Genomic DNA, 10,592 nt, shown 5'->3' with positions numbered 1-10,592 from the left:
GAAAATCGAAAGAGAAACGATGACCTTGTTCAAATCGAAACGAGGCCGACTCCTGACGGCTGCCGTGTTGACCAGTATCTGCTTGACCGGATGCGCAACCGATAGGTTCCGGCTCAACCAAGCCTACGCCGACAGGGCGAAAGCCGAAGCATCCAAGACCGCCCTGGCCGAGGCCGAAAAGCGCGTCCAGGAAGCTCGCCGGATGCCGGTTTACCCGGAGCGCTGCAAGCGGACCCATCACAGTGGTGTCGTGCTCGGCGACCGTCTCGACGTGGCGAATGAGAAGGGTGACATCGCCCTCGGCGCCGCCAATGACCAGACGATCTGGTGCGCCGCCTGGTACGCCAAAAACTACGACGCCAGGGAGCCGAAGCCGTGACCGACGCTGAAATCCACGAGATCGCGCGCCGCGCCGCTCAAGAGGCCGTCAAGGAGACCTTCCTGACGCTCGGGCTCGATCCCGACAAGCCGCTCGAAGCGCAAGCCGACATGCTGTTCGTTCGCAAGACGCGGACCAGCGCCGAAGCCATCCAGCGCCAAAGCCTCATGGCGGCCGTTGGCATGATCACGCTCGCCGTGCTCGGGCTCATTTACGCGAACATCAAAGGCCACTGATGCCGACTCCCCCGCTTTCCGACGAACTGGCCATGGCTGCGGCCGAAGCCATCCTCACCCACGGTAGCGCCGCCGACGCGGCGAAGGCTCTCGGGCTCGATCTTAAGACCTTCAAGAACCGCCTGACGCGCGCCAGAGAACGCGGCATGTTGGGCACGGAGGCGGCCCGTGAGCAGGTGGCCGACGACGCGGCAATCCTCGAAGCTGCGCAGGCTGGCGGAATCGAAGACCCGCGCAACCTGTCCCACTTCTGGAAAATCGTCAAAGACGACACCGGCAGCGGCTATTCCCTTTTCGTGAAGAACCCGCGCACCGGACAGAACGTCTCCGTCGCCGATATGGTGCGTGAGGCGATCGAGGGGATGTCGGTCACCGCGCCACTGGCGCTCCCCCCGAGGCCTCGATCAAGCAACGACCACCTGCTCGTGATCGACCTGGCCGACGTTCACTTCCTAAAGCTCGCGGTGCGGACGGAGACCGGCCACGAGTACAATCGCGAGGTCGCCCGACACCGTGTTGTTGAGGGCACGAAGTCGCTCCTGCGCATGGCTGAGCCGATGGGCATCGGACAGATATTGTTCGTCCTTGGCAACGACGCCTTGCATGTCGATGGCCCGCGTTCAACTACGACCAGCGGCACTTTTCAGGACAGCGATGGAACGATCTTCCAGGGCTTCGGGGACGCGGCCGTGGCCTACAATGAGGCGATCGGCGAGGCGGCCAAGCTTGCCAACGTCGATCTGCTCCACTGCATGTCCAATCACGACTGGCTGATGGGATGGGCGCTATCACAAACGATCGCGGCGCCGTATCGCAACCTGGCCAATTCGCGCATCCGGGCAACCGGCTACAATCTCAGCGAACGTCACCGGAAATATTATCGCTACGAATCGAACCTGCTCGGCGTCACGCATGGCGACGGCGCGAAAGAAGAAAAGCTCTACGGCCTGATGGTCCACGAGGCGCGCGAGCACATCTCGTCCTGCCAAAACCTGTACTGGCTGCTGCACCATGTCCATCACAAGGACCGGAAGACGCGCGGCGAGGTTCCGTTCCTGCGTGAGAAGGATCACAACGGTATGACGGCGCTGATCAGCGGAAAGCCGCAATTCGAGGGCCAGCATGTCAACATCGAATACGTGCGCTCACCCTCGGCGCCGGATGGCTGGCACGATCGCAACGGCTACGTGAACCGGCAAGCTGTCGAGTGCTTCCTCTATCACCCGCAGCTTGGGCAGCGGGCGCGCTTTACCGAGTTCTTTTAAGCGGCAAAAGAAAAGCTCACCGAGTCTTGCACTCTCGGTGAGCTACGGTGTCCCCCACGAACGGCACTGCATTAGGCGGCCAGTGATTGGGCCTTCGCCTCTGCGGCGAGCAGGCGTTCAGCCATCGCCTGGGTAAAGCCGATCTCGACTCCTTCCCACACACCGCCCGCGACCTGCGCGCTGATAACGCGAGCAAGAAACGTGGGGTTGTTCTCCAGCAACATCAAGTTGTGGAGTTCTACATAGTAGGAACGCCCTGCGGCGCAATCCCGACCGTAATCACCTGAACGCTTAGGTTGCCACGGTACAACCTTTGGGTAGTCCCCGCTGGCGTCAGTTCCGACAAATGAAAGAGCAGCAAGTTTCGGCATTTAACCTTTCCCTGAGACACAGCCGTTACGACAACAATTCCGTCAGATCATAGGCTGATTTTGATCTGAGCGTATCGGGGACTTGAACCTCGCCGACTTCTACAGCCGACAGTTCACCAAGAATGTCAAGTAGACACACATCGTCATATGCAACATTAGTTGTGTCTAATTTTGATACAGTAGAATTGATTCTCGTTTCCTTAACCCTGCTGTAGGTATCTATTCCTATAGCACATTCCTGGCTCAGAACGAAGCGGGAACGTAGGAAGTCGAGATATTCGGCCTCAGCTTCCATGAGGATGCAGTCAAAACCCTCGCGGCGCGCGGCTTCTGCGGTGGTTCCGCTGCCGGCAAACATATCGAGGACGACACCGCCAGGGGGCGTGATGTGCCGGATGAGATATTGCAGCAAGGCGACTGGCTTAACAGTTGGGTGCTTGCTGCCTAAACGATCCTGTTTGCTCGCCTTGGCATTGTAGATCACCGCGTCGCCGAGATCACTGCCGATGACACCAGCATCGATCGCCCACTGGTAGTCAACCTCGGTGATAGGGAATTGGTGGAAGAAGCGAGCGGCCGAACCTTCGTCGCCGTAGCCGGTCATGGGCGTGCCTGGCGCACGACTCTCGGCACCATAGGTTGCACTGTCGTTGCGGCCCTTCCTGATGGTGCCTGGCGCGCCGCTGCGCGTGATCGGGAACAGGTCGATGACTTCCGCAGAACCATCCAAAATGAGATTGGTGGGCTTGCGGCCGTCTTCGTCGCCAGCGCCCTCGATCGTGCAGCCGCCGATGTTGAATGCGCCGACGCCATGCTTCAAGAAATTGGCCGGCCCGGTCTTCTCGCTGAACGGCTTCTGGCCGAGGTAGATGGGTTCGAGCGCCGGCTTCTGCGACTGCGTGCCGTAGCCCCATCCTTCCTGCTCAGGGATTCCCTTGATGTAGGTCGGCTTCGGCCAGCCCTGGCCGTATACCCAACCGTGCATCGGGTGCATGATGAAGCCAGCCGTTTCCATGGCGCAGGCCTGCCAGTGGCCAGTTCGAGCGCCCGAGAAGGCAAAGACGTATCCGCCCGGCAAGAGGATTTCATAGACCAGCCGCCAGAACTCAGGGTCGCGCTCGATGCCCGTGGCATCCCACTGCTTGCCCATGAAGCCGCCCGAGAGGCGGGCGAAGCTGCCGTCGTTGCCATCGGTTCGAGCCGCAGCGGCATTCTTGCCGCCGAAGCGCTTGGTGATGCTGGTCAGAGCGTAAGGTGGATCACTCACGATCGAGTGGACGCGAACGCCCTGGTCGATGAGCCGGCGCAGGCTCAGGCGGTTGTCGCCTGCATGAAGTGAGATTGCACCGCCCATTCGCGTGATAGTCCCGTTAAAAGTGAAACGTCAGTCGAGCAAATCGCTCAGGTCGTACTTGTCTTGGTGGGTCGCCATCTCGATCACGGCAGCGGCCCGCCACTTCTGTTGTTCCACTTGGTTCAGCGCGTTCACGATGCGCTCGGCGTCGTCGCGCTCCCACGTCCAAGCTATTGCCTGGTGCGCACTGAGGCCGAGCTTGCCGTCGAAGATGGCATAGAGATCGCTAGCCCAATGGGCATTGCCGTCCTCGTCATCCTCGTACTCGTCCGCGTCGATCCACTCATACGAGTAGCGCAGCATCAGACGAGCAGTTCGCTCGAGTCGCTTAGGTCGAGCACATCGTCTTCCTGCGCGGTCGGATAGTTTGCCAGCGCTGGCTGCGGGGCGACCGCAGGAGCAGGTTTCGGCGCGGCCGGGCGAACGTCGGTGCCCATCTCGCGCAGCGCAAGGGCCGGCTCATACGGCACCGACAGATCGGGCTGCGTTTCGAGCACATCAAGCAGGCAGAGGATCGGATCGCTGCCCACTTTGACGCCGCGATCGTTCGTCAACCAAAACTGTGAGATCGCCTGCCACCTGTCGGACGTAATGTTGAGCGCGAGGCCCGTCAGCTTGCCCTTGACCGGCTTGCCGTCAGGCTTGTTCGACTGGCAGGCATTGCGAATAGCCCTGACCAGTCGGACCCCGAGTTCCGCGTCGTCCATGGTCACACCAGAAGGTCGCTGAGATCGTCGTCGCTGGCAGGCTTGGCCGCAGCGGGCTCGTCGCCGAGCAGATCGTCGTCGGCTTTGATTGCGCCCCGCTGGACGCCCTCGAATGCGGCAGCGCGGTCTGCGTCGCTCGTGCCGCTTGCCTCCTGATAGCTCGGGGAGTGCAGCTTCCCGGTGGCGCCGTCGAATTCAAGCCCGGTCTCGACACCCTTGCCGCCCGGATAGACGCGTTCGAGTTCGGCGAGCAGCGGCGTTTTCTGCAGGTGGAAACAGAAACCCTTGTCGGTGCCGGGGAAGGGGAAGATGTTGACGTAAGGGGTTTCCTTGGACTTGCGGATAGCCGCGCGCAGTTCGCCGAGTTTCATTTGTGTCTCCGATGGTGTGGGTGTTGCGCTCAGATCATGCCGAGCGCGGCTTTGTAGAGATCGAGGATGGACTCGGCCTCCTGCCGCTCGGCCTGATCCTTCTTGCGGAGGCGGATGATCTCGCGCATCGCCTTGGTGTCGAAGCCGGTGCCCTTGGCTTCCGAATAGACATCCTTGATGTCGTCGGAGATCGTCTTCTTCTCTTCCTCAAGCCGCTCGATGCGCTCGATGAAGGCGCGAAGCTGGCCGGCCGCGACGGTGCTCGTGTTGTCGCCGCCCGCAAGGCCGCCTTCCAAATCGTCGTCCATGCAAATCTCCTTGCAACGTGAAAGTCACTATAAACGTGAAACTCAGGCCGTCAATACAAATTCCGCACGATCGAGTGAGGAAGTGCGAAAAATTTGTCCACAGGCATGAAGGCGGTGGGACAGGTAGGCTCGCTTTCGAGCTTGTAGCCCTGTTGCCGGCATATGCGCCCGACCGTGGACACATTCAGCCGAGTCGCCTCGGCGATCTCGCCATAGGTGCAACGGCCGCCAACCGAGTGGATGTAGCGCCACACGACGAATCGCTGCGCCGCTGCCTGGAACGGTCTCCGTTTCACCGGGGCATATCCTTGCCACGCGCCAGGAAGCCGGCCGAAAGTTTCTCCGCTGCGCCGGGCACCAGACCACCGGCTCCGAAGCTCGCGGCGCCCTTGAACGCCTCGCCGTCGTTCTTGTTGAGTTCGGTGAAGGGAGCCTTGGGCTCGGTGTACTTGTCCAGGATCGCTTCGACCGTCGCCCGCATGTCGTTCCGCACGCGATCGAGATTCGCCTTCGGCGGGCGATCGTCGTTCAGCATGTCCTGGATCATCGCGTCGCGCAGCACGACCAGGCTGGCGATTGCCTTGGTGATGTGCGACAGCTTCTGGCCGGGCACGTCGGGATCGTAGTCCTCTCCCTCCCACCAGCTATCGATGTGACCTTTCGCGGCATCGACGTAGACGGACGCGCGAACGCCAGCCACGCGGTAGTTGTGCCGGCCGTACTTGGCAGCGCCTTCGAGCATTGCGACGCCGATCTCGACGGCCACGGTCGACGGGACGGTCGCGTACTGGCGCCATTTGCGGGCTCCGATGGAATCTTTTGGGTTGCCGTTCTTCTCGTTCATATTTCACCTTTGATGTATTGGATCAGTTTCAGCAGGTCTTCGAGTGACGCATCACCTTTCATCCTATTGGCCCGTTTGCTAATCACGCGGACGTTGGATGGTGTGTAGCCTTTTGTGTTGTCGACTCTATCGAGACTAGGGCTGTCGTTGCTGTTGGCGCCGACACGTAGAACCGTGCCGAACACGGGACAGCGCTCGGGCACAACCACATCGGCCTTGGTGATGGTGAACTCAAGTCCAGCCGCAGCAGCGCGGTGCCGTGCAGCATTCAGAACCGATGCCAGCCAGCCTCCCGCGAGATAATGCTTCCGCTTGCTCGCTTTTAGTTCCGCTGGATCAGATGCAGCCCTTTTCCGCCGTGAATATTCGCGAGCATAGGCACGAAGCTTCTCACGGTTGTTTACCTTGTAGTCTTTCATGTATTTACGAACATGCTCGCGGTTTTCGCTGCAATATTGCCTGTTGTAGTCACGCCGTTCATCGGCGTGCGTCTCGCGGTATGCGCGATCCTGCTCTTTGCGTCGCGCCGATCGTGGAGTTTTGGCCAAGTCGTCCTCGCTCTTGCCAGCCGGATTAGCTGGCGCAAATATTAGGGATGCTTTGGTTCTGGCCGCCCGTGAACGTGAAGGAGCTTTCGACAGGCCACACGGTCGTCGTGAAGTCGGTCGAAGGGGCTATCGAGCAGATGCAGACGTGGCCGAAGAAGCTGCCCATCCCGCCCAAGCTGAAGGCGGCCTATCCGATCTGCTATGGCGTGATGGAGGGCAAACACACAGTAGATGAGGCGCGCCAGGCGTTTGATGCTGCCGCGCGAGAGGCCAAGGTGTGGCGGGCTGAGTAGGGTCATGGTCGATTGCTCCGTGTCGCAACGATCGCCCGTTTCAGCTTGCCCTTGATCTCGCGCATCTCGTCATCGCTCGGCATGATGAAGCCCGTCTTGCCGAGCTTCCATCCGAACCAGGACGACAGCAGGTGCTCGAAATAGTCCAACTGAGCGTCGCTGAAACGGCCAACGCCCTCGGCTTCGAGAAAGCGGCTGAGTTCCATCAGAACGAATGCGGGCTGACGTACTGACCGGACAGAATGATGTCCTGATTGGCGCCACCCGCCTGGAACGACGTGTTGGTGTAGTCCCGGTTGCCGTAGCTGCCGTGGCTGTGAGCCGCGCAGCCAGTGGCGAGGCAGGCGAGCAGCAAAACGAACCAAAGTCCCTTCATAGTCGTGTCTCCTTTGTTGATGGTGGGTCAGGCGGCAGCGGCGGAAAGCCACTTGCCGTTCGAGTGTTCGAAGGTCTCTTTCAGGAGCGTGCGGGAGCCCGGCAGGTAGATCACGATGCCCTCGGGCTTCATGAAGCCAGGCACCATGCGACTGCCTTCCTCGGCGAGGCGCTGCATGACTTCGGAGACGACCTGGCGGCTGAACTCACCAGCGTAGAGGACCGGCACGCAGTCGACGCAGGACGGGCGTTCTTCCGGGTTCGACCAGCGGCCGGTGTTGAACAGCGCCCAACGCTTGTCGTCGCCCTTGAGGCCGTAAGCGCACTGGATGCCGGCGCCAAACCACTCGCCGAAATGCTGCCCGTCGCCGAGCTTGAGGATTTCTTCCTCGTTGCGTTCAACCCATCCGGCGAAGCCGTAGTTGTCGGTCAGCTTGCCGGGTGCGATCCAGCGATTGCGCGAGCCGACTCCGACGATCTTTCCTGCCTCGATCACCACTTGCGAATTGGTGCCGTCGAGCTTTTCGGTGATCACGCAACCGAAAGACTTGTTCGCTCGGCTGATTTTGCCGAAGTCGACAAACGGACGTTCGGGGATGCTCACTGACATTGGCGGTGTCTCCTTGTTGGTGGTGGTCAGAACTGGCGCTGGTTGATCAGGCCGTGGGTGAGGGCGGCGTCGCGGCCGGCGTTGCAGAGCAGCAGCCAGGCCATGCCAGCGGTGACGAAGTGGCCGGCGAACACGAAGGTCAGCACGGCCACGGCGGCAGCGTGGAAGGCGTACACGGCGATGGTGGGCCGCAGGACGCTCACGAACTCGCGACGCGCGCGCCAGAGCTTCGGGATGGCGTTGAGGAAGCGACGCATCAGTACGCCTTCCCGCCTTCGGCCTTGCGGTTCTCCAGCTTGTGATCCGCGCGGGTGCGATTGAAGGCGTTCTTGTCGATGATGGCGCCAGCCAGGTCGTACCCACGGGCCGCTGCCGTATCGAAGATGCGAATGACGCAATCGGCCAGTTCGACTTCGACGGCGTTGCGCCAGGGCAGCTTGTCGTCCTGCCGCTTGTTCTTGCGATCGGCCTCCAGCGCCTCGGACAGTTCCGAGTGCATAAGCGCGACCACTTCGCCGAAGTTGCGCTCGATCGGCTCGCCGGTCTTGCGATCGACGTACCAGCCGGCGTTGGTCGCAGTCTCGTGCGCAAGCTTCTGCGCGGCGCGCAGCCCTTCGAAAGCTTGCAGTTCGAGAGGGGTGAGAGATACGTATGCGCCGTCCATTTGATGTCTCCGTGGATTTCAAGTTAAACGTGAAACTTTAGGCAAGCTGTTCGAGCCGGTAGTGGGCTCCGTAGAAGCCGCCGAGGTTCTTGTTGACTGTCCAGCCGCAGAGCCTGAGCTTGTCTCGCAGCCTGTGTATCTGCACCCTGAGCGCCTTCGTGGCGGTGGCAGGCTGCTTCGATCCGCTGTAGATCGCGGCAATGAGATCGGCGGCAGGCACGGCTTCGGGATAGGCCTTGACCAGGGCGTTGGCGACGGTTCTCAGGACATTGGGCAGAGCCACGTCAGCAATCGCCTCGATCGGGAGTTCGGCAGCCTTCTGGCCGCAGGTAGGGCAACAATTCATCTACGCTCACACTTTCACTTTTGAACGATAAAATCAACTAAAAAGTGAAACTATGGGCGCGAAATTGTCGACCCACACGATGCGGGAGTCGCTGGTGCGCTCGTCGTCGCGGTTGTGCAGGTGACGCAGCATGAACGTCTTGTGGCCGGCTTCCACGCCCATCATGGCGTTCTTGTAGTTGTCCTCGATCCAGATGCCGCCGCGCAGCACTTCGAGCCACTTGGTTTTGCTCTCGCGCAGTGCCAGGCAGATGATGCGGCTGAACGCACCGTCGAACTCGCCGTCGAGGTTCTGCCTGCGCCGCTGCAGGGCAAGAGGATCGTCCGAGCAGCTTGTCAGCACGGTCAACCTGTGGCCGGCCCGCTTGAGCTTGGCGATGCCTTCCTTGGCGCCGGGCAGCGCCGAGAGTGTGCCGAAGCTTTCCGACGCGTTGAATTCCTGGATGAGTTCGAAGCACCGCGCCTCGGGCTGCCCGAGCCATTCGAACAGCGACCAGGATCGAGGTCCTTTGGCGTTCGAAGCGATGCCGTAGTTGACGAACACCCAATCCCGGAAACGGCCCGTCCAGTCGAGCAGCACGCCGTCGCAGTCGAGGATGAAGTGCATGTTGCGGTTCTCCCGTTCGAAGTTGAAGGCCGGCGCGTCGCTGAACACCACGTCGCCGTTTCTGAGATCGTGGTAGGTGCGGTACATCATCAGATCAAATCCTCCATGCCACGCGACAGCCGGTAGTCGTCGGGCAACAGTCGGTTGAAGCGACCACCGTGGCCGTGGCAGGTGAAGGTGTTCAACCAGTCGCAGAACTGCTGCGCCTTGGCTCGGTGTTGATCGGTGTTGGGGATCGAGCCGACAACCAGCCGATCGGCCACGCTCTCCCGGTTCAGATTGTCGACGCTGACGATCTGCATTTAGGCGCTCCTTTTCCTCGGGCCGGCACTGGCCTCGACATAGAATGGCGCTCGAACGGCCGCGTTGTGTTCCTGCGCGGCGCCGAGGGCACGCAGAACGCGTTTGGTCGGATCGCCCCGGCCGTCGAAAAGGCTGCCGAGCGCACACTGGTCAGCCTGGCCGATCGCCGCGTAGCGCTTGTATTCCGCCACCGAGAAATCCGACGAGAACTTGAACAGCCGCCCGAGGCAGCCGATCAGGACTTCGGCGCTTTCCTTGCCGCTGATCTCGCGTATCTTCTCGGCGACGTGCGTGATCATGTGCTTGAGCAGCGCGCCCTGCGGACTGTCCAGTTCCAACGTGTGCTCGATCAACTGGCCGACGCGGTACGAGCCCGCATAGCCGATCAGGTAGGCACCCTTGCGGAACACCTTGCGGTTCTGGCGAACCTCCACGTTGCTATCTAGGATCGCCGCGCTGTCGCCGCCCATGTAGACGGCGCCGTCGTCGATGAGGCCGACGATGCAGGTCACTTCGCCTCTCCGTGCTCGCGCAGCCGGCGCTCGACAGCCGCGAAGCCTTCCGCCATGGACCCAATCACCGCGAAGGCGGTCGCGTCCTGGCGATTGTGCGCGTCGCCGATCGCAGCATTCCAGAAGCAACCGAACGCATCAGCGAGCTTTCCGAACGTGACCGTTTCGTTGATCGCGGCAAAGGCCCGCTGCTCGTCGTCGGTGTACCTGCGCGCAGGCCACTCATCCGGGCCGAACTGCATTAGGTCAGGCTCGTCGCCCTGGCCGAACAGCCACTTGTAAAGGGCGACGTGATATTCGGCCTTGTAGCGCTCGCGGAAGACGTGTGGCGTGACTTCGCGGTCGCCGTGCTTGAAGCTGACGAAGTAGTCGCAGCGGCCGTCGCTAAGCCGCATGGGCTTGATGGTGACTTCGGCGTCCTCGCGACTGATCTGAACTGTCGGTAGGGCGGCGGCCTCGTTGGCGTGGTCGATAAAAAATGCTTGCCGGGACATCTCTCT

22 protein-coding genes are annotated in these 10,592 nt (G+C 61.1%); 4 read left to right on the top strand and 18 right to left on the bottom strand.

Going from position 1 to position 10,592, the window contains the following annotated elements; translation table 11 throughout:
• From EN780_RS03500 to EN780_RS03490, 3 genes are all read left to right on the top strand, one after another.
• The coding region (locus tag EN780_RS03500) for a hypothetical protein (protein WP_210215020.1) at positions 1 to 379 on the top strand (379 nt) is incomplete at its 5' end.
• Complete coding sequence (locus EN780_RS03495; RefSeq protein ID WP_128272118.1) at positions 376 to 615, top strand: hypothetical protein; 240 nt, start codon at positions 376 to 378, stop codon at positions 613 to 615. The genes EN780_RS03500 and EN780_RS03495, both read left to right, overlap by 4 nt.
• 32 nt (positions 616 to 647) lie before the next feature.
• Positions 648 to 1,880: a hypothetical protein gene (locus tag EN780_RS03490; protein ID WP_128272116.1), complete on the top strand. Its 1,233-nt coding sequence runs from the start codon at positions 648 to 650 to the stop codon at positions 1,878 to 1,880.
• A gap of 71 nt (positions 1,881 to 1,951) precedes the next feature.
• Here EN780_RS03490 and EN780_RS03485 read toward each other — a convergent pair whose 3' ends face one another.
• The 8 genes from EN780_RS03485 to EN780_RS03450 form a co-directional block, all read right to left on the bottom strand.
• Positions 1,952 to 2,251 (bottom strand): hypothetical protein, encoded by a 300-nt coding sequence (locus tag EN780_RS03485; RefSeq protein ID WP_128272114.1) that lies wholly within the window; start codon positions 2,249 to 2,251, stop codon positions 1,952 to 1,954.
• Positions 2,252 to 2,276: 25 nt separating this feature from the next.
• The gene (locus tag EN780_RS03480) at positions 2,277 to 3,605 is read right to left on the bottom strand and encodes a site-specific DNA-methyltransferase (RefSeq protein ID WP_128272112.1); all 1,329 of its coding nucleotides are present in this window, start codon (positions 3,603 to 3,605) and stop codon (positions 2,277 to 2,279) included.
• Between the two features lie 30 nt (positions 3,606 to 3,635).
• Positions 3,636 to 3,908: a hypothetical protein gene (locus EN780_RS03475; protein ID WP_128272110.1), complete on the bottom strand. Its 273-nt coding sequence runs from the start codon at positions 3,906 to 3,908 to the stop codon at positions 3,636 to 3,638.
• Positions 3,908 to 4,312, bottom strand: a complete 405-nt coding sequence (locus tag EN780_RS03470; RefSeq protein WP_128272108.1) for a hypothetical protein — start codon at positions 4,310 to 4,312, stop codon at positions 3,908 to 3,910. The genes EN780_RS03475 and EN780_RS03470 overlap by 1 nt, the downstream gene beginning before the upstream one ends.
• A 2-nt stretch (positions 4,313 to 4,314) precedes the next feature.
• Positions 4,315 to 4,683, bottom strand: coding sequence for a hypothetical protein (locus EN780_RS03465; RefSeq protein WP_128272106.1), 369 nt, complete (start codon positions 4,681 to 4,683; stop codon positions 4,315 to 4,317).
• A 29-nt stretch (positions 4,684 to 4,712) separates the two neighbouring features.
• Positions 4,713 to 4,991, bottom strand: a complete 279-nt coding sequence (locus tag EN780_RS03460; RefSeq protein WP_128272104.1) for a DUF2312 domain-containing protein — start codon at positions 4,989 to 4,991, stop codon at positions 4,713 to 4,715.
• A gap of 292 nt (positions 4,992 to 5,283) precedes the next feature.
• Complete coding sequence (locus EN780_RS03455; protein ID WP_128272102.1) at positions 5,284 to 5,835, bottom strand: dATP/dGTP diphosphohydrolase domain-containing protein; 552 nt, start codon at positions 5,833 to 5,835, stop codon at positions 5,284 to 5,286.
• Positions 5,832 to 6,383, bottom strand: a complete 552-nt coding sequence (locus EN780_RS03450; protein ID WP_128272100.1) for a hypothetical protein — start codon at positions 6,381 to 6,383, stop codon at positions 5,832 to 5,834. Before EN780_RS03450 ends, EN780_RS03455 begins: the two co-directional genes overlap by 4 nt.
• Positions 6,384 to 6,430: 47 nt before the next feature.
• Between EN780_RS03450 and EN780_RS03445 the strand changes: the two genes are divergently transcribed.
• Complete coding sequence (locus EN780_RS03445) at positions 6,431 to 6,676, top strand: DUF982 domain-containing protein (RefSeq protein WP_128272098.1); 246 nt, start codon at positions 6,431 to 6,433, stop codon at positions 6,674 to 6,676.
• Positions 6,677 to 6,678: 2 nt separating this feature from the next.
• Here EN780_RS03445 and EN780_RS03440 read toward each other — a convergent pair whose 3' ends face one another.
• From EN780_RS03440 to EN780_RS03400, 10 genes are all read right to left on the bottom strand, one after another.
• Positions 6,679 to 6,882: a hypothetical protein gene (locus tag EN780_RS03440; protein ID WP_128272096.1), complete on the bottom strand. Its 204-nt coding sequence runs from the start codon at positions 6,880 to 6,882 to the stop codon at positions 6,679 to 6,681.
• Positions 6,882 to 7,052: a hypothetical protein gene (locus EN780_RS38670; RefSeq protein ID WP_189556357.1), complete on the bottom strand. Its 171-nt coding sequence runs from the start codon at positions 7,050 to 7,052 to the stop codon at positions 6,882 to 6,884. The genes EN780_RS03440 and EN780_RS38670 overlap by 1 nt, the downstream gene beginning before the upstream one ends.
• Positions 7,053 to 7,079: 27 nt before the next feature.
• Complete coding sequence (locus EN780_RS03435) at positions 7,080 to 7,661, bottom strand: RNA ligase family protein (RefSeq protein WP_128272094.1); 582 nt, start codon at positions 7,659 to 7,661, stop codon at positions 7,080 to 7,082.
• A 26-nt stretch (positions 7,662 to 7,687) separates the two neighbouring features.
• Positions 7,688 to 7,918 (bottom strand): hypothetical protein, encoded by a 231-nt coding sequence (locus EN780_RS03430; RefSeq protein WP_128272092.1) that lies wholly within the window; start codon positions 7,916 to 7,918, stop codon positions 7,688 to 7,690.
• Positions 7,918 to 8,325 carry a hypothetical protein gene (locus EN780_RS03425; RefSeq protein ID WP_128272090.1) on the bottom strand — a complete coding sequence of 136 codons (408 nt, stop codon included), beginning with the start codon at positions 8,323 to 8,325 and terminating at the stop codon, positions 7,918 to 7,920. Before EN780_RS03425 ends, EN780_RS03430 begins: the two co-directional genes overlap by 1 nt.
• A gap of 37 nt (positions 8,326 to 8,362) precedes the next feature.
• Positions 8,363 to 8,608: a winged helix-turn-helix domain-containing protein gene (locus tag EN780_RS03420; protein WP_189556355.1), complete on the bottom strand. Its 246-nt coding sequence runs from the start codon at positions 8,606 to 8,608 to the stop codon at positions 8,363 to 8,365.
• Positions 8,609 to 8,704: 96 nt separating this feature from the next.
• The gene (locus tag EN780_RS03415; RefSeq protein WP_128272086.1) at positions 8,705 to 9,367 is read right to left on the bottom strand and encodes a hypothetical protein; all 663 of its coding nucleotides are present in this window, start codon (positions 9,365 to 9,367) and stop codon (positions 8,705 to 8,707) included.
• On the bottom strand, positions 9,367 to 9,579 hold the full coding sequence (locus EN780_RS03410) for a hypothetical protein (RefSeq protein ID WP_128272084.1): 213 nt from the start codon (positions 9,577 to 9,579) through the stop codon (positions 9,367 to 9,369). The genes EN780_RS03415 and EN780_RS03410 overlap by 1 nt, the downstream gene beginning before the upstream one ends.
• A complete protein-coding gene (locus tag EN780_RS03405; protein ID WP_128272082.1) occupies positions 9,580 to 10,092 on the bottom strand; it encodes a hypothetical protein in 513 nt (170 codons plus the stop codon).
• Positions 10,089 to 10,586, bottom strand: coding sequence for a hypothetical protein (locus tag EN780_RS03400; protein ID WP_128272081.1), 498 nt, complete (start codon positions 10,584 to 10,586; stop codon positions 10,089 to 10,091). The genes EN780_RS03405 and EN780_RS03400 overlap by 4 nt, the downstream gene beginning before the upstream one ends.
• Between the last annotated feature and the right edge of the window lie 6 nt (positions 10,587 to 10,592).

The sequence above is a fragment of the Mesorhizobium sp. M4B.F.Ca.ET.089.01.1.1 genome, assembly GCF_004022605.1.
Lineage (GTDB): Bacteria > Pseudomonadota > Alphaproteobacteria > Rhizobiales > Rhizobiaceae > Mesorhizobium > Mesorhizobium abyssinicae.
This window is presented reverse-complemented; position numbering and strand designations above follow the sequence as displayed.

Bases quoted from the DNA above. Each gene is read 5' to 3' on its own strand.
- EN780_RS03400 (WP_128272081.1), bottom strand. From the start codon at position 10,586: ATGTCCCGGCAAGCATTTTTTATCGACCACGCCAACGAGGCCGCCGCC.
- EN780_RS03460 (WP_128272104.1), bottom strand. From the start codon at position 4,991: ATGGACGACGATTTGGAAGGCGGCCTTGCGGGCGGCGACAACACGAGC.
- EN780_RS03470 (WP_128272108.1), bottom strand. From the start codon at position 4,312: ATGGACGACGCGGAACTCGGGGTCCGACTGGTCAGGGCTATTCGCAAT.
- EN780_RS03430 (WP_128272092.1), bottom strand. From the start codon at position 7,918: ATGCGTCGCTTCCTCAACGCCATCCCGAAGCTCTGGCGCGCGCGTCGC.
- EN780_RS03445 (WP_128272098.1), top strand. From the start codon at position 6,431: ATGCTTTGGTTCTGGCCGCCCGTGAACGTGAAGGAGCTTTCGACAGGC.
- EN780_RS03465 (WP_128272106.1), bottom strand. From the start codon at position 4,683: ATGAAACTCGGCGAACTGCGCGCGGCTATCCGCAAGTCCAAGGAAACC.
- EN780_RS03415 (WP_128272086.1), bottom strand. From the start codon at position 9,367: ATGATGTACCGCACCTACCACGATCTCAGAAACGGCGACGTGGTGTTC.
- EN780_RS03455 (WP_128272102.1), bottom strand. From the start codon at position 5,835: ATGAACGAGAAGAACGGCAACCCAAAAGATTCCATCGGAGCCCGCAAA.
- EN780_RS03435 (WP_128272094.1), bottom strand. From the start codon at position 7,661: ATGTCAGTGAGCATCCCCGAACGTCCGTTTGTCGACTTCGGCAAAATC.
- EN780_RS03440 (WP_128272096.1), bottom strand. From the start codon at position 6,882: ATGGAACTCAGCCGCTTTCTCGAAGCCGAGGGCGTTGGCCGTTTCAGC.
- EN780_RS03425 (WP_128272090.1), bottom strand. From the start codon at position 8,325: ATGGACGGCGCATACGTATCTCTCACCCCTCTCGAACTGCAAGCTTTC.
- EN780_RS03490 (WP_128272116.1), top strand. From the start codon at position 648: ATGGCTGCGGCCGAAGCCATCCTCACCCACGGTAGCGCCGCCGACGCG.
- EN780_RS03410 (WP_128272084.1), bottom strand. From the start codon at position 9,579: ATGCAGATCGTCAGCGTCGACAATCTGAACCGGGAGAGCGTGGCCGAT.
- EN780_RS03480 (WP_128272112.1), bottom strand. From the start codon at position 3,605: ATGGGCGGTGCAATCTCACTTCATGCAGGCGACAACCGCCTGAGCCTG.
- EN780_RS03475 (WP_128272110.1), bottom strand. From the start codon at position 3,908: ATGCTGCGCTACTCGTATGAGTGGATCGACGCGGACGAGTACGAGGAT.
- EN780_RS03485 (WP_128272114.1), bottom strand. From the start codon at position 2,251: ATGCCGAAACTTGCTGCTCTTTCATTTGTCGGAACTGACGCCAGCGGG.
- EN780_RS38670 (WP_189556357.1), bottom strand. From the start codon at position 7,052: ATGAAGGGACTTTGGTTCGTTTTGCTGCTCGCCTGCCTCGCCACTGGC.